Below are 18,454 nucleotides of genomic sequence, written 5' to 3'. Positions count from 1 at the left end.
CCACGGACATGTGGCGTCGTGTTGGATCTGCAGGATGGTGACGCCGGGGGAGACCTCGATTACGCGTGAGGTCGCTAGGCAGTCGGGGCAGAGTCGTTTCATCACAGCTCCCGATCTGTGTCCGAAGTGTCCGTGTGTCCGATTGGGAGTTCGTTTGATTCGGACACACGGACACTTCGGACAGGTCCGTAGAGGCCGCGGGACAATCGCTCGGCTCTTCCCGCTTCCACAGCCCGCCTCAGATACCTCCCCACGTCGTCAGGATCGACGTGAGTGATGGTTGCGATGTCCTTGGGTTTCACTCCGTCTGGGAAGCGCGCTAGGGCTTCGATGATCTCGCCCATGCGGTCACCTACACCTGTGGTTGCTCGTGCGGTCTGTGCGGCTTCAGCCGCGTCCTTGAGGCTTCCGCCGCTGAGCACCCAGGTTCCGACACCCTCGAGGGAGATCCGGTACTCGCCCTCCGCGGCGTCGCGTGATGTGACCCGCAGTGTGGCGTCCTTTGAAAGGCGTTCACGGGAGAGGACGACGATGGTGTCAGCCGAGCCGGCAAGCCCCTGTGTTCCGGAGACAGCGTCGAGGAAGTCAACGCTGTCGGCCTTGCGCGTGTGGTGAACGACGACGATCGCGGCGCCTGGTGCCGAGTCGGCGATGGCTTTGAGCATGCCGCCGACTCGGTAGTCGCGCTCGTACGAGGACTCTCCACTTACCGCGGGGGGCATCGCCTTGCCGAGCGTGTCGAGGATCACGACCGGTTCGTGGCCGCTCCACTGGTCCACGAACGCCTGCAGTGTTTCGAAGATGTCGTTGCGGCCGATCTTCGTAATGAAGGTGAGCGTGTCGGCGATCTGTTCCGGTACGAGCGCCCTGATCCGAGACTGCAACCGTCTGGGGCCATCCTCGAGTGCCGCGTAGAGCACGGGCCGTGCCTTCCCAGTCGGGATGCATCCGAGTGCCGGTGTGCCAGAGGAAACCGCCAGGCCGAGGCCGAGGACCAGCCAGGACTTGCCGAACTTCGGCGGCGCAACGAGGAGGCAGAACCCCTCGGGGATCACGCCGTCCACGACGTAGCGGACTGGTGGGAAGTACTGGTCCATGAGCCAGTCGGCGGTGAAGGAGTTGTCAAGCAGCGTGGTCACGGGCGGCCCCCAGGTCTTCAGTTGTTGCGAGTCGTACGGGCTCGCGGATGGTGTCGAGATTTGAGAGGTAGATGCGCCAGGCTTCGTCTAGAACGTCGTCGACGTCGGGACGGTTGGCGAGGCTGGCGGCATCGTCTAGACGCGCGAGGAGGTACTCCTGGCGCTCTTGGTCTCCGAACGCACGTAGCCAGAGCCGGTCGGCCTCGAGACGCGCGGCTCTGAGGTCGTCCTGCAGTTGAGCTCGCCCGTCGAGAACTCCGAGGTTGTACAGCGAGAACAGGGGAGCGGGGAGCGCGGCGAGTGAGATCTCGTCCAACGCGAGCGCCGTCACCCACGCGTCGATTGTCTGTGAGGCTTTCTCGCTTATCCGTCGCGGTGTAAACCGGTCAGCATTCCCTACAGGGAGGATGCTCATGCGGCGTTCCAGGCGAGGGGCCGGCCGGACTGTTCGAGGCTGTCCATGTCGACGCGGATGGTGCGTGGTCCGAACTTCTTCGCTCGGATTTCTCCCCGGGTGATCATTCGGCGGATGGTTTTGGCGCTTACGCCGAGGTAGCGGGCAGCTTCTTCCATGGTGCCCCAGTTGGATTCGTGCATCGGTCGCTCCTTAACGACGAAAGGCGCGACCGAAGTCGCGCCTTGTGATGGCAGAGTCCTCCCCAGCGACGGGGAAGCTCCTCTTTCTAGGAACGCCCCGTCAGGGGCTGGGTTGTGTTCAGTTGTGGGGGGCTCGGTCAGCCATAGCGGACATGATCGGCCAAATAGAAAAGCCCCGGCCGGTTGGCTGGGGCTTGAGATTCGAGGGACTGCGTGTAGGCACACGTCACCGAAGCGAGATCAGTCTATCATCGAATCGGCACCGCGTGGGGAAACAAAAAGGTGACCTGTCTGTAGAGACACGTCACCTAGGCGTTTTCCACTCTAGCAGAAATTGCGGGAGCGGAGTACTAAAGCCGCCCACCAGAATGGTTGGACGGCTTGGATTTGGAGACACTAATCTCCGGTAATCAACAGTCTACCGCATGCTCGCACCGAGTGGGAACTAAGAAAGCCACCGTCACGAAGAGCGGTGGCTTTCTCGGGACACACTTGTTCCCTGCCCTCTCATTCTACACGGAAGCTTGGGCGGAGATGCCATACGGCGCGATAGGAGTGAACGTGGCGGTCAGGATCCTTGAGGTGACGTCAAGTTCCCTCCCGATCGCAGCAGTGTTCGGTCCGTGCTTGGCGACCGCGGCGATCAGCATGGCGGGGGAGATGAGATGGAGTCCTGCGAACCGGTCCGCTGCCCACTCGTTCTCGGGAGGGTCGTCGACGTGGCCGAGAACGGCGTGCCCGATCTCGTGGGCGAGCACGCATCGTTGTGCCCATGGCTTCAAGTGCTCTCCGAGGATGATCTCCCCGTAGTCGGGAAGCCATAGTCCATGAACGCGTCGGAGGCGGCGGATCGTTACCGGAATCCCCAGTCGGTCTGCGTGCTCCCACGGATCGTAGGAGGTCGACGCCTTGTAAACCGGGATGAGGACGGGATCTTTGGTGTGCTGCTCCGCCCCATCGAAAACTCTCCCGACGTCGATTCCAAGTGCGGCACACATACGAACCACCTGCCCGACCGGGATGGACGGCCCTGTTGTGCTCAAACGAGCGCTGACTTGTGCTTGAGACATCCCGGCTTCGGCCGCAAGGTCTTTCTGAGACATGCGCTTCTCTCGCATTGAGTCCCGGATGATGGTGACGATATGGTCATCGACCCGGGAACGCGGCCTTTTAGTTGGCATCAGTCGATTCCTCTCGCCATCCACGCTCGACGCGTCGAATCATGGCCGCGAACTGTCCAGCCTGCCTCTGGTTCCATGCGTACTGCGGCCAACGCCTCGAGAGCGTCTTGTTGGAGCAGCCTATGGATCGTGCAGCCTCGCTGATAGAGGCTCCGTCTTCAAGGAGCCGTAGCGCCGCCGCCAACTTGTGTTGGGGCAGGGGAGAGGCTGGTGGGCAGTGAGTCTGGCCTGTTGAGTGGCGCCACCGGACGACTGTTCGGCTGGATACGCCGCAGATGTCTGCGATTGCTCGAGCTGATAGTCCTTCTCGTTCGAGAGCGTGGAACCGCTCGTGAACGGCCATCAAACGTCCCGATCTGCGAGTTCTGCGGTGACGCTGTGGGGTCGCGTGAGGCGTGTCGACAGGGCCTTGGTGAACCGCTCATACTCGGCGGCTGCCTGGGTGAATACCTTGGCGATGTTCTCGAACGTGTTGGTGGCTTCGCCGGGTTCGATCCAGATCTCTCCGCCGTCGAATACGCACTCGATCCGTGGTCGTCCGTCCACGACTTCCAGCAGGAAGGTCTCGCTCACGTCGCCGGCGGCGATGGTCATGTGCTTCTCGTGGGTGTTGGCTGCGTGCTCGATGATGTCCGGGTCGGTGTGGTCGAGTTCGCACCAGCGGTATACGGGGCACTGGGAGGTGTCGGTAATTGCGGATACAGTTGCATTGGTCATTGCGACTCCTGTTGTTTGACCTTGCCCTCGTCGAGTTGCAGCTCGACGGGGGCTTTTCGTATGGCGACGGGTGCCGCCACGAATTATGCGAGTTCGCTCATGCGCCTCGCGAGTTCTTCGTCCCTGCCTGCGGTGTGCTGGTAGCGCATCGCGGCCGCCACGGTCGAGTGCCCCAGACGCGCTTGCAGCTCCTTGAGGGTGGCGCCTGCGAGGGCGGCTCTGGTCGCCCCGTAGTGCCGCAGTGCATGCCAGGGCATGTCGCCTCGGCCGGCTGCTTTGCGCGCCGGGTCCCAGTGCTTATAGAAGGCTGACTGGGCGAGGTGCCCGCTGCCGTCCGCGGATGGGAACAGCAGGCTGTCGGCGGACCGTCCAACGTGTTCTTCCAGATGGGTTTCGACGATCTCGTTGACGTGTGGTGGAAGGACGATGGTCCGCACGCCGGCTTCCGATTTGGTGCGCCCAACCACGAATCCTTGGCCGGGTACGTGGGCAACTGCACGCGACACGTTGACGACGATTGATCTGGCACCCTCGTCTCCATCGAGTAGATCGATGTCACGCCGCCTAAGCTCCGTGAGTTCGCCGTAGCGCAGGCCAGCCCACGCCGCCAGGATGACAGCTGCACGGAATTTTGGGGTGATCGCGTCCACGATGGTTTGTAGTTCGGAGGCACTAGGCGGCTCGACTTTCTTCCCTGTCGAGGCAGACGCAGCGCCGCGAATCTGACACGGATTCGTCTTGATCCGGCCATCGGCGACAGCGGTGGTGAGGATCGCCTTGAGGAGCTCGTACGCTCGCGCGGCTTGTGTTTTCGTTCCCGACGCGATGAGCGAGGAGTACCAGGCGCGCACCTGGTCGGGCGTGATCGCGGACAGGCGGGAACCTGCGAAGGGGGAGAGGGCACCGGTTAGGAGCCGCCGGTATTCGGCTGCAGTCCGCGGGCGCAGGTGTTCACCGTTCCTGTTGGTGCGGGTCGCAACCCAATCCTCGGCGTACTCAGCAAATGTGGTGCCGCGGCCCTTGCCCGCCTGCTCTGCGCGCACCGTCTCAAACTCAGACCATGTTCCGTCGAGTATCCGAGCCTGCTGAACGGCTAGCCACCCCCGGGCGTCCGTGATGCCATCGAACGTCTGCGGAGCGTTGTGACGCTGGCCGTCGGGTCCCACGTACGAGGCCTGATACCGACCGGAGGGGCGCTGCCTGATCGCGCCGAACGACTCGCGACGCTTGCGCTTCTTGGGAACCATGGCTGCCTTTCCGGGCAACAACGGGCAATATCTTGTGTCCCGTCGTGTCCCTTACTGTCTTCCAGTGACCTTAACACCGTTCGCGGAAATCCGCATCAGATCGGGCGATACTCACGTCATCATGCGGTTGTGCCCAGTATCGCGGATACTGTTTCGATCCCAGTATCGCGCACCACCTGAAACCCCCGGTTCTGCCGGGGGTTTTTTCTTGCCCGCGGGGCATCCTCCCCTCTCGCGGCGTCGCAGATCCGCGCGAGGTCGCAGCCTCACGGCGGAGCCCTGCGACCTCGGTGCGAATCTGCGTGTCTGCGCCCTCGGGATCAAGTTCGAAGATGTGTTCGAATATCGGTATCCTGGAAGAGGCCGGAGGAAGGAGCCGGTGTGGGGAACTCGGGTCGCGCGCTCTCCGCGTACAACGACATGCGGTCGCAGCATCAGGCCATCGAGGCCGCCGCACGCCGCGGCCCCCTGCAGTCCCTGTCCGATCGCGAGCTCGCCTTGCGCGAGTCCGCCGTCACCGTCTATCCGCACGCGCTCCAGCGGCGGGTGCGGGCGTGGGTGCGGTTCGGCCCGGAGGCGATCCGCGTGGAGGCCAAGGTCGTCCGCTCCACTCCGCTCGCGGCGGGCATAGAGTTCCGTGCCGGCGAGCGCACCTACCGCTGCTGGGTCTGGGGGAATGCCGTGCAGCCGGCGGAGGGGTGACCGGGGAATGGACACCGCTCGCACGAACTGTTCGTTTCCTGTCCGCACAACGGTGTCTTCGTCTTCCCGGGTGCGGTGCCGGTGACAGGGTGGACGGACATCACCACCGGCGATCGACGATCGCACCTCCGTGGGACGAGACCTCGTGGCGATCATCTCAGGAAGGGCGGACATGGGCAGATTCATCTACGACGGAAGCACCAAGGTCGAGGTCGAGGACCGCGCGCTGCGGCATCTGCAGCTGGTGATGACCGCGAAGCTGCGGCGGGGCGAGCCCTTCCCGTACACCTGGAAGGAGGACGCCAGCGTCGGGGGCGGACGGATCACCGTCTGGCTCCACGCCGGGAGTTCTATGGTGTTCAAGTACGTCGGCAGCCGCCAGCCGGAGATCAACCGCGCCTGGGTCGACGCGCTGGCGTACACGGCGAACTCGCCCGGTGGTCTGTATCTCGTGCCGGAGCCCGCCGGGAGCGCCGTCACAGGCAACCTGGACCTGTCGTAGGGCACGGGACGATGACAGCCGGGACGCCCCCTCCGCGAGGCGAGGAGGAGGCGTCCCGACGTGGTGCACCGAGCGTCAGACGCGCGCGGCGCCTGCGCCGTTCCGCGGGACGCGCGGCTCTCGACTGACGAAGATGCCCAGCAGCACCATGCCGATCGCGAGACCGAGGTGGAGCCAGTTGTCGGCGTTGTTCACCGGCAGGAAGTTCAGCTGCTCGTTGCCGACCGCGATCAGGCCGTACAGCCAGACGACGAGGTATGCGAGCCCGCCGATGATGAGGTAGAGGCGGGAGGCGCGCGGCGAGGCGGCGAGCGCGATGCCCGCGACGGCGAACAGGAGGTGCACGACGTTGTGCAGGACCGAGACCTGGAAGAGGCCGAGGAGCAAGGCCTCCGATGCTGCTCCGGCACCGTGCAGGTGTTCGGCCGAGTGGGTCAGGCCCGGGATGAAGCCGGCGATGCCGACGATGAGGAAGACGATGCCGACGATCAGCGCCGTCTTCTGGATCGGTGTCTCGGCGTAGCGGGTGGTGCGGGTGGTGTCGCTCATGATCCCCTCCAAGGTGGGTGCGGTTGCCCGAAGGTAGAACCCCTGGGTGCGGGCTGAGAGGGCATTGACGCGGCGGAAGCGGCGCGCTAATTTCTCGCGCGTCCGCGAGCGCTCCGGCGATGATGCGCTCGAAGCCCGGATTGTCAATCCCCCTCGGCGTCGTCACGGCCGCTTCTTACGCTCAGCCCATGACCGACGCCGCTCTCGACCGCACCTGCGGCACCTCGACCGATCGCGACGCTGCGACCGGGCTGCGACGCATCGACCACCTGGCGCAGCTGGCCGCGGTCGTCCGCGCATGCCCCGGTCTGCATGTCCGCTACTCCGAGGGACCGGACGCGGATGCCCGCCGCTCCAGCGTCGACACCGAGAGCGGACTGGAGCTCCCCGGGCTCTCCGTCAATCCTCTCGACGCCGAGCGGTGGTGGACGCGTCCCCTGGAGGACTGGCTGGCGCGCCAACTCTGCCAGTACCGGCACCTCGCCGAGCAGGATCCGCAGCGCATCGCCTGGGTCCTCCGGGGCGAGCACTGCGGCCGCGGCCCGGACTGCGAGCCGCTGCTGACGGACGTGGAGCCGATCGCCGTGATCGGCGCACACGTGCTGCTCGAGGCCAGGGAGCGGTACGAGCGCAACTTCGATGCGGGGCGCGGGCCCGCCGACGACGAGGAGGACCGGGGATGAGCAGAGGGCGGCGGTGGACGGAGGTCGTTCCCGGCTTCTTCGGCATCAGCGTGGCGGACGTCAACTGCTACCTCGTGCAGACCGCGGACGGGCTGACGCTGTTCGATGCGGGACTGCCGCGCAGCCGGGGCGTGCTGCGCGACCTGCTCGGCCACCTCGGGGCGACGGAGTCCGACATCGATGCGGTCGTCCTGACGCACGGGCACTTCGACCACGTCGGTGTCGCGTGCCGGCTGCACGAGGAGGGGGTCTCCGTGTTCGTCCACCCTCGCGACGCACAGCTGGCCCGTCACCCGTACAGCTACCGTCCGGCCTCACCGCGCGTCCCCTACGTGCTCACCCATCCGCGGGGGATCCCGACGATCACCCGGATGGCACTCGCCGGAGCCCTGAACGTCCGCGGCGTCGAGGCGCAGCCGCGCGTGAGGCACGAGCATCCGATCGACGCCCCTGGGACCCCGATCGCGCTGTGGACTCCCGGGCACACGGAAGGGCACTGCGCATACCTGTTCGAGGAGTCCGGGGTGCTCATCGCCGGCGACGCCCTCGTGACGCTCGACCCGTACACCGGCGAAACGGGGCCTCAGATCGTCGCCAGGGCGGCCACGGCCGACACCACGGAGGCGATGGAGTCGCTGGACACCCTGGCGCGCACGAGCGCGCGGGTCGTCCTGACGGGCCACGGAGAGCCCCTCCTGGACGGTGTGGGGCCCGCGGTCGCCGCCGCCCGGCGACGCGGACCCCACTGACCCCGCACCTCAGTCGAGCAGCGTCTCCCCGATGTAGCCGCCCTCCGCGCACCCCGGGGGCACCGCGAACACGGCGGATCCGATCGGGACCGTCCACTCGTTGAGCAGGTCGAGCTCGTCGAGCCGTTGCTGCATCGGGACGAACTGCCGCGCGACGTCGGCCTGGAACGCGGCGAAGAGCAGCCCGGATTCGGAGACGCCGCCTCCGGCCGGGCGCTCGTCGTAGTTGTACGCCCGTCGGAAGATGCGCTCCGTCCCGTCCCCGCGAGCGCGCCGGATGTGCGCGAACGCCGGGATGACGGGGAACCCGATGGCCGTGGTCGCGTCGAAGTCCGGCTCGTCGAACTCCGACGTCCCCGTGAGCGGCGCACCGTCGCGGAGCGTCCGCCCCACCGAGGCCTCGCGGCCTCCGCGATCCAGGCGGTCCCAGGCGTCGAGGTCCATGCGGATGCGGCGGAGGACCATGCCCGTGCCGCCGGCCAGCCAGCCGTCCTCACTCCAGACCACCCGGTCGAAGTCGTCCGTCCCCGGCTGCGGATTGCTCGTGCCGTCGACCTGGCCGAAGAGATTGCGCATGGTCGTGCCCGGTCGCTCTGTGCCGTGTGCCCGGCGGAAGCCCTGCTGGATCCATCGCACGGTCGCGAAGCCGCGCGCGTCCTTCAGGAGCATGCGCTGCGCGTGCGCGATGGTCAGAGGGTCGTCGGCGGCGAGCTGGAGGAGCAGGTCCCCATCCGAGAACTCCGGCTGCAGGCGGTCCACGCGGAAGGCGGGCAGCGGAGCGAGCCAGGACGGACTGCTGTTGCCGGCCCGTGCCACGAGAGTCGGGCCGAAGCCGAACGTGACGGTCAACCGGGCCGGGGCGAGTGCGAGCTCCGGCTCCGAGTCCGCGAGCGCCGATCGTCCCTGGGTGAGCCGCGCCGCGTCGTCCGTGAGGATACGCAGGAGCCGGCGGAGTCCGTCGCGGTCGACCTCCGGCCGGAGGTCGAGCGCCACGAACGAGCCGTGCGCCTGGGCAGGGGTGTCGATCCCGGCCTGATGGACACCGTGGAACGGAACGGTGAGGGAGCCGTTGAGCGGTGCGTGGGCCGCGGGAGCCTCCGGGTCCGCTCGCGTGAGGGCGAGGTCGGCCCCGACCGCGACGGCGGCGCCGACACCGGCGACAGCCCCTCCGAGGAGGAACTGCCGCCGGGTCGAGCCGGTGCGGCCGGTGCGCGCGCCCGAGACGCGCGCGCCCGAGACGCGCGCGGCCATCAGTGGTCCATGCCCTCGTGGTCGTCGGCGCCGTCGTAGTTCTCGTTCGCGCCGGAGTAGTCCTTCACCGGCGCGGCGAACTCGAACGTGGAGTCGTCCGACAGGGTGACGGTGAAAGCGACCTCGTCACCGGCTTCCAGAGGCTCGGAGAGGTCCATCATCATGATGTGATTCCCCCCGGGCTCGAGGGCGAGGCTGCCGCCGGCGGGGACGACGAAGCCCCCGGCGATCTCCCGCATGACCATCTCCCCGGCCTCGTTCTCCACGGTCTCGTGCAGCTCGATCATCGGCGAGGCGGCGGAGGTGACCGATGTCACCGTCACGTCCTCCTCGCCCTCGTTGACGAGCACGCCGAAAGCCGCGGACATGCCGTCGTCGGCGGCCTTGACCCAGGCGTCGTCGATCCGGAGATCGTCACCGGCGGGGGCGCTGGTCGGTGTCTCGGCTATGGGCGCGGTGCACCCGGTGAGCGCGACGAGCGAGAGGACGATCGCCGCGCCGAGGCGGGGGAGGGAGGTGCGAGTGTTCATGATGATGCCTTTCAGGAGTTCTCTGCCGTGTCTTCGCCGGATTCCGGCGCCACAGCGGCCGCGCGACGGCGACGGAGGATGAGGAGGACGGCGAAGGCGGCGACGGCGAGTGCCGCTCCCGCCCCGCCGACGAGCAGGACCCGGACCGGGCCGCCCGTCTCGTCTGCGTTCTGATCCGATGCGGTCGACGACCCGCCCGTGGCGGACGCGGTCGGCTCCGGGTTCCCTGTCGACTCCAGCGGAACGGCGTCTCCGACGGCGAAGGGGATGACCCCCGCGATCGGGTGCCCGTCCTCGGAGACGACCTGCCAGCGCACCTGGTACCCGCCGTCGGGCATGTCGGGCAGGAGGGCGGCGGTGACGTTCCGTCCGCGCACCTCCACCTCGCCCGTCGCCCAGTCCTCGCCCTCCGCGTCGACGACGAGGATGACGGCCCCGGCGGTCGACTCGTCGAGGACGAGGAGCTCGCCCGAGAACGTCATCGTGATGCTGACGGGCGCGGTGTCGAGCCGTTCCCCGTCGGCGGGGCTGCTCTCGATGAGTTGGTCATGGGCGGTCGCCGGCGCTGCCGTCGCGAGGATCGCGACAGCCGCCAGCACCGCCCCGGCCGCGAATCTGCGGACAGGGGACATGGAAGAGCCTCTCTTCAGACGTCGCCGAGCGACGCGGGTACCTGCGTTCGGACGCGCGCGTCACCGGGGACGGCGCGAGGACGCACCGCACGGCGGGAGGCCGCGGGCGCGGATCAGAGCGCGGGGAGAGAGGGCGGGGCGCGCCCGTGAAGCGGAGTGAGGAGGCGCAGACCGCGGCCCGCCGGCACGAGGAAGAGCCCGGCGAGGCGGAACGGAGAAGCAGCGGCGCGCGGGGCGAGCGTCGCGTCCGCACGCCGACGCACCCAGCGGACCAGTCGGACGGCGAGAGCGCGCAGGGTGAGGAGCAGCCGCTCCCCGCGGTGGAGCGCCGTCACGGTGAGGAGGGCGGCGAGGGCGTGCCCGAGCCACATCGAGGCGTCGGCGGTCGCGACGACGGCCGTGCCCTCGGCCGCGGGGAGCACGAGCGGAGCGCCGTGCACGTGACGGAGAGCCACGCCGGACGCGCTGACCGTGCCGAGCACGAAGAGCACGTGGAAGAGGAACTGGCTCACAGCCACCGAGAGGGTGAGACGGGTGAGGGAGAGCGTCCGTCCGGCGAGGAGCACGCTGACCATGAAGGCGAACAGCCAGGGCACGAGGATGCCCAGAGGGCCCGGCATCTCTCCGCCGCCGCTCACGTGACCGGCGAGAGCGACGAAGATCGCGAGCGACGAGGTCGCGAAGCCCCGCACGACGGCGGGCTTGCGGGACGGGCTCACGGGCACCAGTCTGCCATGCGGCGGCGGTCGCCGCGGGCATGAGCCGGGCGTGAGCCGGGCGTCAGCTCCGCGGTGCTCCGGAGCGCTTCACGACGTCGTAGGCCGCGAGCGCTGCCTTGCGGGTCTCGCCGAGGTCGACGATCGGCTCGGTGGGGGCGTCTGCGGCCCAGCGCCCCACGTACTGCCCCTCGCCGTCGAACTTCTTGGCCTGCAACTCCGGGTTGAACACGCGGAAGTACGGGGCGGCGTCGGCGCCGGAACCCGCGACCCACTGCCAGTTGAACGGGTTGCTCGCGTCGTCGGCGTCCACCAGCGTGTCCCAGAACCACTCCTCGCCGAGGCGCCAGTCGATGAGGAGGTTCTTGACGAGGAACGATGCCGTGACCATCCGCACCCGGTTGTGCATGTGCCCGGTGTGCCAGAGCTCGCGCATGCCCGCGTCGACGAGGGGGACTCCGGTTTCGCCGTGCTGCCACCGCTCCAGGCGTGCGGGGTCCAGAGGAGGCCACGGGAACGCGTCGAACTCGCGCCGCAGGTTCTTCGTCGCGAGATCCGGGAAGTGGAACAGCGTGTGCCAGGCGAACTCGCGCCAGCCGATCTCCGAGAGGAATCCGCCGGCCCCGTCGACGTCGATCGCCTCGTGCCACACGGTGAAGGGGCTGAGCTCGCCCCAGCGCAGTCGCGGAGACAGCCGGGAGGTGGCACCGGCGGCCGGGGCGTCGCGAGCGCGATCGTACGTGCGGAGGTCCTCGCCGAGAAAGTGCCGCAGCCGGCGGCGTGCGGCGGGCTCGCCGGGCTCCCACGTCTCGCGGAGTCCGCCCGCCCAGTCCGGGGCGGTCGGCAGCAGGCCCCAGTCGTCGAGCGGATCGGAGCGGAGCCGCCGGCCGGCGCCGCGAAGCTCGCGGGGCTCGGGGAGCGGAGCGCGCGGGGCCGGAAGGGCCAGACAGGCCCGCCAGAACGGCGTGAAGACGGAATAGTGCGTGCCGCTCCCGGTGGTGACCGTCCACGGCTCGTGCAGGAGCGACCCCGCGAAAGACGCGACCTGGAGGCCGTCGTCGCGCAGCGTCGCCTTCAGCCCCGCGTCGATCTCGCGCCCGGCCGCCCCGTAGCGGCGGTTCCAGAAGACCGCTCCGGCGCCCGACTCGGCGACCAGCTCCCGCACGATCCGGTCGGCGGGCCCGTGCCGCAGCACCAGCGTCGCCCCCTTCTCCTGCAGCCGCTCGGCGAGCGAGGCCAGCGAATGGTGCAGCCACCAGCGCGCCGCGCCGCCCAGCGGACGGATGCCGGGGGACTCCTCGTCGAGGACGAAGAGCGCGATGATCGGTTCGTCGCGCTCGACGGCGGCACGCAGCGCGGGGTTGTCCGCCAGGCGGAGATCGTCGCGGAACCAGACGATCGAGGGCGACGTCATCGGGTCGCCCACAGCGCCCAGGCGACCAGCAGCGGCTGCAGGAACAGGCGGCCGAACCGCCGCCGGTCCGTGTCGAGCCCCGGCGTCGATCGCCCGGTGCGCCACTGATGCCAGTTGCCGGGGAAGACCGCGGCGAAGAAACCGGCCGTCGCCACTCCCATCCGACGGCGCTCGCGGGGCAGCGCCACCAGCCCCGCCGCGAGCGCGACCTCGGCCGCACCGGACGCCAGGACGATCGCGTCCTTGTCCATCCGGGTGAGGCGGGTCGCCCAGTCGGGCACGACGACCCGGAACCCGCGTGTCTGCGTGAAGTGCAGCACGCCCATCGCGCCGAGGGCGAGAGCGAGGAGCCAGCGGGCGATCGTCCGTGTCATGCGCCCACGCTACCGTCCCCGTCGGACGCCGTGCCTGCCACACTGAGGCGATGACCGTGCTGCGCATCACCGTCCTCTTCCTCCTCGCCGCCATCGCCGAGATCGGCGGCGCCTGGCTCATCTGGCAGGCGGTGAAGGAGGAGAGGGGCTGGTTGTTCGCGGTCCTCGGGGTCATGGCGCTCGGCGCCTACGGATTCATCGCGGCTCTCCAGCCGGATGCGAACTTCGGCCGCGTCCTGGCCGCGTACGGCGGGATCTTCATCGCCGGCTCCCTCGCCTGGGGCGTCATCGTCGACGGATTCCGCCCCACGTCGTGGGACGTGATCGGCTCCGTGGTGGCGCTGGCCGGGGCGGCGATCATCATCTTCGCGCCGACGGTCGCGGATCCGCTGTCCGAGACCGCCGCGTGACGGTCGGCGACCCGCGAGCGGACGAGTAGCCTAGATCCAGACCCAGATGGAGTGATCAGTGCCTGAAAACGCCCAGCCGACCGACGGCTTCGCCCTGTTCTCTGACCGAAACGTCGTCGCCATGCGCGTCGGCGGCGTCCTCAAGGACCTCGCCGCGACGGTCACCGAGACCGACGACGTCGAGCCCGTCACGATCGACAGCCCCGACGGCCTGAACATCCTGCGTCACTCGACCGCGCACGTGCTGGCCCAGGCGGTGCAGCGGATCAACCCGCAGGCGAACCTCGGCATCGGTCCGCCCATCACGGACGGCTTCTACTACGACTTCGGCGTCGACACCCCGTTCACGCCGGAGGACATCAAGGCGATCTCCAAGGAGATGCAGCGCATCGTCCGCGAGGGCCAGCGCTTCGTCCGTCGTGTCGTGACGGACGAGGAGGCTCGTGCGGAGCTCGCGGACGAGCCGTTCAAGCTCGAGCTCATCGGACTCAAGGGTCCTTCGACAGGCTCAGGGACCCAGGGTGCTGCCGAGATCGCCGAGGGGGCCTCCGTCGAGGTGGGCGAGGGCGAGCTCACGATCTACGACAACACCACCCGTGACGGCGAGGTCGTCTGGAAGGACCTCTGCCGCGGTCCGCACCTGCCCAACACGCGCATGATCGGCAACGGCTGGGACCTCACCCGCATCGCCGCCGCGTACTGGCGGGGGAGCGAGAAGAACCCGCAGCTCCAGCGCATCTACGGCACCGCATGGCCGACGAAGGACGAGCTGCGCGCCTACCAGGAGCGCATCGCCGAGGCCGAGCGTCGCGACCACCGCAAGCTCGGCGCCGAGATGGACCTCTTCTCCTTCCCGGACGAGATCGGCTCGGGGCTGGCGGTCTTCCATCCCAAGGGCGGCATCATCCGCTACGAGATCGAGGAGAACCTGCGCAAGCACCTGCTGCGCAACGGCTACGACCTCGTCAACAGCCCGCACATCACGAAGAAGGATCTCTTCATGACGTCGGGGCACCTGCAGACCTACGCGGACGGCATGTTCCCCCCGATGCACCTCGACGAGGTCGTCGACGACGAGGGCAACGTCACCCGCCAGGGCCAGGACTACTACCTCAAGCCGATGAACTGCCCGTTCCACAACCTCATCTTCCGTTCGCGCGGGCGCTCCTACCGGGAGCTGCCGCTGCGTCTGGCCGAGTTCGGCACGGTCTACCGCTATGAGAAGAGCGGAACGCTGTCAGGGCTGACCCGCGTGCGCGGTCTGACCCAGGACGACGCGCACATCTACGTCGCCCAGGGCCAGGTCAAGGAGGAGCTCACCACCAACCTGAACCTCGTCCTCGACCTGCTCCGCGACTACGGCCTCAACGACTTCTACCTCGAGCTCTCGACGAACGAGGAGGGCAACCCGAAGTTCCTCGGCGAGCCCGAGCAGTGGTCGACGGCGATCGACACGCTGCGCGAGGTCGCGATCGAGTCCGGTCTCGAGCTCGTGGCCGACCCGGGCGGCGCCGCCTTCTACGGCCCGAAGATCTCGGTGCAGGCCCGCGACGCCATCGGCCGCACGTGGCAGATGTCGACGATCCAGCTCGACTTCAACCAGCCCGACCGCTTCGAGCTGGAGTACACCGGTCCCGACGGGCAGAAGCACCGGCCTGTGATGATCCACCGGGCGCTCCTCGGCTCCGTCGAGCGCTTCTTCGCGATCCTCCTCGAGCACTACGCCGGCGACTTCCCGCTCTGGCTCGCGCCGAGCCAGGTGGTGGGTGTGCCGGTGGCCGAGCAGTACGGCGACTACCTGGACGACGTCATCGCGCAGCTGCGCGCGGCGGGCGTGCGGGCCGACGTCGACCACTCCGACGACCGCATGCAGAAGAAGATCCGGAATCACACCACGGCGAAGGTCCCGGTCATCCTCATCGTGGGGGAGCAGGACCGCGCCGCCGGCACGGTGTCGTTCCGCTTCCGCGACGGCACGCAGGAGAACGGCGTGCCGGTGGCCGACGCGGTGCGCCGTATCAGCGCCGCCATCGCCTCGCACGCGCTGGTGTTGAAGGCGGGTGACCTCGCATGACGGGCGGTGAGGCGGACCTCGAGGACGCCTCCCGTCTCGTCGGGGTGCCCGACGAGTTCCAGCGGCTGTGGACCCCGCATCGGATGGCGTACATCCAGGCCGGGCCGGAACCACTGCGCGAGGAATGCCCGTTCTGCGAGGCGCCGAAGTACCCGGATGCGGAGCGGCTCATCGTGGCGCGTGGGGAGACCGCCTACGTGCTGCTGAACCTGTTCCCGTACAACTCGGGACACCTGCTCGTGTGCCCGTACCGGCACATCGCCACCTACGACCAGGCGACGCCCGAGGAGGTCGCGGAGATCGGAGCGCTCACGCAGACGGCGATGCGCGTGCTCCGCGAGGTCTCCGGCTGCGACGGCTTCAACCTCGGGATGAATCAGGGAGCGGTGGCCGGAGCGGGCGTGGACGCGCATCTGCATCAGCACATCGTGCCGCGGTGGCGCTCGGATGCGAACTTCTTCCCGATCATCGCCAAGACGAAGGCGCTCCCGCAGCTCCTCGGTGAGGTGCGGGAGGCCGTCGCGGAGGCCTGGCCCGCCGCCGATCGTTGAGCCGCCTCTGGGCCGCTGAGCCGCCTCTGGGTCGCTGAGCCTGTCGAAGCGTCGTGACCCGGCCCTTCGACCGGCTCAGGGACCCACCTTCGACAGGCTCAGGGACCCACCTTCGACAGGCTCAGGGACCCACCTTCGACAGGCTCAGGCCCTTCGACAGGCTCAGGGACCCAGGGCGGGCCCGCTCAGGGACCCAGCGTCGGGGAGGAGTCAGCGCACCTGGCGGGCGGTGAACTGCATCCGCGGGTTCGCGTAGAACTCCTGCGCCTCGACGAGCTGCAGCTCGCGCTCGCCCGAGTCGAGCGTGGCCTGGAGCAGGTCGTAGACGCTCGAGGCGGTGCGCTCCAGAGCGGTCTGCGCGCTGCCGGTGGCGACGTAGTGCGCGGTGAACAGCGCGGCCGTCACGTCTCCGGAGCCGTTGGCCTTCATCGGCAGGTGCGGGGTCTGCACGAGCCAGGCGCCCGCGTCGTCGACGGCGAGCATCTCGATCGTGCCCTCTTCGCGGTCGGGCCGCTCGACGCTCGTGACGAGCACCGTGCGCGGCCCCATCGCCCGCGCGAGGTCGACCGAGGCGAGGGTGGACTCGAGCGTGTCCGGCTCGGTCTCGGTGAGGAAGCCGAGCTCGAACTGGTTCGGCGTGATGATGTCGGCCACGGGAACCACGCGTTCGCGGAGCAGGATCGGGATGGCCGGAGCCACGAAGCAGCCGGACTTGGCGTTGCCCATGACCGGGTCGCATGCGTACAACGCCTCCGGGTTGGCCGCCTTCACCCGGGAGACCGCGTCGATGATGACGTCGCCGATGCCCTCGCTGCCCTGGTAGCCGCTGAGCACGGCGTCGATGGAACCGAACACGCCGCGTTCCTCGATGCCGGTGATGACCTCGCCGACGTCGGCCGGGTCGATCAGCGGGCCGCGCCAGGCGCCGTAGCCGGTGTGGTTCGAGAACGTCACGGTGTAGACCGGCAGCACCTCGACGCCGATGCGCTGCAGCGGGAAGACGGCGGCGGAGTTGCCGACGTGACCGTACGCGACGGCGGACTGGATGGACAGGATCTTCATACCCGGTCCCTTTCATTCTGGGCGGGGCGGTGCCCGCGTCGGGTGGTCATCGTCCGGCGGCGACGAGGTCGGCGATGAGGGTCTCCGTGTCGTCCTCGGAGAGGTCGTGCACGGTGAGTCGGAGGTGATGCGAGGGCTCGGCGCGCTCGTCGAGCGCGAAGTCGTCACCGGTGCGCGCGAGCCAGCCGCGCCGCATGAGGTGGTCGGCGACGGTGCGCGCGGGCTTCTCGAATCCGACCCACAGGCTCAGGCCGTCCGGGTCGGGCGCGTCGATCCCCTCCGCGCGCAGGCGTCCCGCGAACGCGGCGTTCCGCGCGGCGTAATGCCGGCCCGCCTCCGCGATCTCCTCGAGGACGTCGGGGTCGGTGAGCTGGGCGAGTGTGAGGCGCTGCAGCAGGTGACTGACCCACGTGGTACCGGGGCTGAGCCGCATCGCGAGGCGCTCCGCCGTCTCCGGGTCGGTCGCCGCGAGCGCGAGGCACATGTCAGGGCCGAGGAACTTCGACACCGAGCGGACCAGGGCGAATCGCCGGTGCTCGGGTCCGATCAGCGATTCGTAGGGACGCTGGGAGAGCAGAGAGAAGTGGTCGTCCTCGATGACGAGCACATAGGGGTGGTCGGCGAGCACGCCCCGCAGCGCCTCGGCGCGGGCGGGGGAGAGGCTCACCCCCGTCGGATTCTGCGCGCGCGGGGTGCAGATGACGGCGCGGACGCCCGCGTCCAGAGCGGCGCGGAGACCGTCGACGGTCATCCCCTCCTCGTCCACCGGCACCGTGATGGCCCGGTATCCGCCCAGCCGCACGGTGTGGATGCTCGCGAGGAAGCAGGGGTCCTCGAGCGCCACGGCGTCGTCACGCATGAGCGCCTGCGCGAGCAGACGTTCCACGGCATCCACCGCACCGCTGGTCACGGTGACCCGGAAGTCGTGACCGGGGAGGTCGGCGCCCATCCACTCCCGCGCCCACGCTTCGAGACCGCGGTCGATCACCGGCTCCCCGTAGAGCACGGGACGACGACCGATCGTGCCGAGCGCCTGCGACGGGTCGGGGATGCGCGCCGGGTCAGGGTTGCCGGTGCCGATGTCGCGGAGCACGGTGTCCGGCGCGTAGCCCTCCTGCGGCACGACGTCGACGCCGGCGACGACCGTGCCCGCGCGCCCGCGCGAGTGCACGAGTCCCGCTTGGGCGAGCTGGCGATAGGCGGCGACGGCGGTGTTGCGGTTGACGCCGAGCGTCGCCGCGAGCTCGCGCACGGGAGGGAGGACCTCGCCGGGACGGAGCGTGCCGCGATCCCGGAGGGCGCGCACGCTGTCCGCGATCTCCGCCGCGGTGGTTCCCCTGATCTGCTCGCTCATGATCCTCCTCCGAGATTCTA

At 68.7% G+C, this 18,454-nt stretch carries 23 protein-coding genes; 7 read left to right on the top strand and 16 right to left on the bottom strand.

The window, feature by feature from the left end:
- Nucleotides 1-101: 101 nt before the first annotated feature.
- The 7 genes from ACFU8V_RS11065 to ACFU8V_RS11035 form a co-directional block, all read right to left on the bottom strand.
- Nucleotides 102-1,139, bottom strand: a complete 1,038-nt coding sequence (locus ACFU8V_RS11065; protein ID WP_378871062.1) for an AAA family ATPase — start codon at nt 1,137-1,139, stop codon at nt 102-104.
- Nucleotides 1,123-1,554 (bottom strand): hypothetical protein, encoded by a 432-nt coding sequence (locus tag ACFU8V_RS11060; RefSeq protein WP_378871059.1) that lies wholly within the window; start codon nt 1,552-1,554, stop codon nt 1,123-1,125. Before ACFU8V_RS11060 ends, ACFU8V_RS11065 begins: the two co-directional genes overlap by 17 nt.
- Nucleotides 1,551-1,736, bottom strand: a complete 186-nt coding sequence (locus ACFU8V_RS11055) for a helix-turn-helix domain-containing protein (protein ID WP_378871056.1) — start codon at nt 1,734-1,736, stop codon at nt 1,551-1,553. The genes ACFU8V_RS11060 and ACFU8V_RS11055 overlap by 4 nt, the downstream gene beginning before the upstream one ends.
- 512 nt (nt 1,737-2,248) lie before the next feature.
- A complete protein-coding gene (locus tag ACFU8V_RS11050) occupies nt 2,249-2,854 on the bottom strand; it encodes an ImmA/IrrE family metallo-endopeptidase (protein ID WP_378871874.1) in 606 nt (201 codons plus the stop codon).
- Between the two features lie 52 nt (nt 2,855-2,906).
- Entirely contained in the window at nt 2,907-3,260 is a 354-nt protein-coding gene (locus tag ACFU8V_RS11045) for a helix-turn-helix domain-containing protein (protein ID WP_378871053.1), read from the bottom strand.
- The gene (locus ACFU8V_RS11040; protein ID WP_378871051.1) at nt 3,260-3,634 is read right to left on the bottom strand and encodes a hypothetical protein; all 375 of its coding nucleotides are present in this window, start codon (nt 3,632-3,634) and stop codon (nt 3,260-3,262) included. Before ACFU8V_RS11040 ends, ACFU8V_RS11045 begins: the two co-directional genes overlap by 1 nt.
- A gap of 83 nt (nt 3,635-3,717) precedes the next feature.
- Nucleotides 3,718-4,881: a tyrosine-type recombinase/integrase gene (locus tag ACFU8V_RS11035; RefSeq protein WP_378871048.1), complete on the bottom strand. Its 1,164-nt coding sequence runs from the start codon at nt 4,879-4,881 to the stop codon at nt 3,718-3,720.
- A gap of 381 nt (nt 4,882-5,262) precedes the next feature.
- Between ACFU8V_RS11035 and ACFU8V_RS11030 the strand changes: the two genes are divergently transcribed.
- Both ACFU8V_RS11030 and ACFU8V_RS11025 read left to right on the top strand, forming a co-directional pair.
- Complete coding sequence (locus ACFU8V_RS11030) at nt 5,263-5,583, top strand: hypothetical protein (RefSeq protein ID WP_025103546.1); 321 nt, start codon at nt 5,263-5,265, stop codon at nt 5,581-5,583.
- Between the two features lie 172 nt (nt 5,584-5,755).
- On the top strand, nt 5,756-6,085 hold the full coding sequence (locus tag ACFU8V_RS11025) for a hypothetical protein (protein WP_062634442.1): 330 nt from the start codon (nt 5,756-5,758) through the stop codon (nt 6,083-6,085).
- 75 nt (nt 6,086-6,160) lie between these two features.
- Here the strand turns inward: ACFU8V_RS11025 and ACFU8V_RS11020 are convergent, their stop codons facing one another.
- A complete protein-coding gene (locus tag ACFU8V_RS11020) occupies nt 6,161-6,634 on the bottom strand; it encodes a DUF4383 domain-containing protein (protein ID WP_085607600.1) in 474 nt (157 codons plus the stop codon).
- A gap of 188 nt (nt 6,635-6,822) precedes the next feature.
- Between ACFU8V_RS11020 and ACFU8V_RS11015 the strand changes: the two genes are divergently transcribed.
- A complete protein-coding gene (locus ACFU8V_RS11015) occupies nt 6,823-7,317 on the top strand; it encodes a DUF6098 family protein (RefSeq protein ID WP_231729437.1) in 495 nt (164 codons plus the stop codon).
- Nucleotides 7,314-8,066 (top strand): MBL fold metallo-hydrolase, encoded by a 753-nt coding sequence (locus tag ACFU8V_RS11010; RefSeq protein ID WP_378871043.1) that lies wholly within the window; start codon nt 7,314-7,316, stop codon nt 8,064-8,066. Before ACFU8V_RS11015 ends, ACFU8V_RS11010 begins: the two co-directional genes overlap by 4 nt.
- 9 nt (nt 8,067-8,075) lie before the next feature.
- On the opposite strand, the gene ACFU8V_RS11005 is transcribed toward ACFU8V_RS11010, so the two are convergent.
- The 6 genes from ACFU8V_RS11005 to ACFU8V_RS10980 form a co-directional block, all read right to left on the bottom strand.
- Nucleotides 8,076-9,317, bottom strand: coding sequence for a Dyp-type peroxidase (locus ACFU8V_RS11005; RefSeq protein WP_378871040.1), 1,242 nt, complete (start codon nt 9,315-9,317; stop codon nt 8,076-8,078).
- On the bottom strand, nt 9,317-9,847 hold the full coding sequence (locus tag ACFU8V_RS11000; protein WP_378871037.1) for a copper chaperone PCu(A)C: 531 nt from the start codon (nt 9,845-9,847) through the stop codon (nt 9,317-9,319). The genes ACFU8V_RS11005 and ACFU8V_RS11000 overlap by 1 nt, the downstream gene beginning before the upstream one ends.
- 11 nt (nt 9,848-9,858) lie before the next feature.
- Nucleotides 9,859-10,479: a copper resistance protein CopC gene (locus ACFU8V_RS10995; protein WP_378871034.1), complete on the bottom strand. Its 621-nt coding sequence runs from the start codon at nt 10,477-10,479 to the stop codon at nt 9,859-9,861.
- A gap of 113 nt (nt 10,480-10,592) precedes the next feature.
- Complete coding sequence (locus tag ACFU8V_RS10990; protein ID WP_378871031.1) at nt 10,593-11,198, bottom strand: hypothetical protein; 606 nt, start codon at nt 11,196-11,198, stop codon at nt 10,593-10,595.
- A 61-nt stretch (nt 11,199-11,259) separates the two neighbouring features.
- Entirely contained in the window at nt 11,260-12,609 is a 1,350-nt protein-coding gene (locus tag ACFU8V_RS10985; protein ID WP_378871028.1) for a cryptochrome/photolyase family protein, read from the bottom strand.
- Complete coding sequence (locus ACFU8V_RS10980) at nt 12,606-12,983, bottom strand: membrane protein (RefSeq protein WP_025103536.1); 378 nt, start codon at nt 12,981-12,983, stop codon at nt 12,606-12,608. The genes ACFU8V_RS10985 and ACFU8V_RS10980 overlap by 4 nt, the downstream gene beginning before the upstream one ends.
- A gap of 50 nt (nt 12,984-13,033) precedes the next feature.
- On the opposite strand from ACFU8V_RS10980, the gene ACFU8V_RS10975 reads away from it, so the two are divergent.
- The 3 genes from ACFU8V_RS10975 to ACFU8V_RS10965 all read left to right on the top strand — a co-directional run bounded on the left by ACFU8V_RS10975 (nt 13,034) and on the right by ACFU8V_RS10965 (nt 16,018).
- Nucleotides 13,034-13,393: a YnfA family protein gene (locus tag ACFU8V_RS10975; protein WP_025103535.1), complete on the top strand. Its 360-nt coding sequence runs from the start codon at nt 13,034-13,036 to the stop codon at nt 13,391-13,393.
- Between the two features lie 121 nt (nt 13,394-13,514).
- A complete protein-coding gene (gene thrS, locus ACFU8V_RS10970) occupies nt 13,515-15,467 on the top strand; it encodes a threonine--tRNA ligase (RefSeq protein WP_231729614.1) in 1,953 nt (650 codons plus the stop codon).
- On the top strand, nt 15,464-16,018 hold the full coding sequence (locus ACFU8V_RS10965; protein WP_378871023.1) for an HIT family protein: 555 nt from the start codon (nt 15,464-15,466) through the stop codon (nt 16,016-16,018). The genes thrS and ACFU8V_RS10965 overlap by 4 nt, the downstream gene beginning before the upstream one ends.
- A gap of 210 nt (nt 16,019-16,228) precedes the next feature.
- On the opposite strand, the gene pdxY is transcribed toward ACFU8V_RS10965, so the two are convergent.
- Both pdxY and ACFU8V_RS10955 read right to left on the bottom strand, forming a co-directional pair.
- Nucleotides 16,229-17,080 carry a pyridoxal kinase PdxY gene (gene pdxY, locus ACFU8V_RS10960; protein ID WP_312672433.1) on the bottom strand — a complete coding sequence of 284 codons (852 nt, stop codon included), beginning with the start codon at nt 17,078-17,080 and terminating at the stop codon, nt 16,229-16,231.
- Nucleotides 17,081-17,126: 46 nt separating this feature from the next.
- Nucleotides 17,127-18,434 (bottom strand): aminotransferase class I/II-fold pyridoxal phosphate-dependent enzyme, encoded by a 1,308-nt coding sequence (locus tag ACFU8V_RS10955; RefSeq protein ID WP_378871020.1) that lies wholly within the window; start codon nt 18,432-18,434, stop codon nt 17,127-17,129.
- Nucleotides 18,435-18,454 lie beyond the last annotated feature (20 nt).

It is taken from the genome of Microbacterium sp. NPDC057658 (assembly GCF_042799975.1).
Classification (GTDB): Bacteria; Actinomycetota; Actinomycetes; order Actinomycetales; family Microbacteriaceae; genus Microbacterium.
This window is presented reverse-complemented; position numbering and strand designations above follow the sequence as displayed.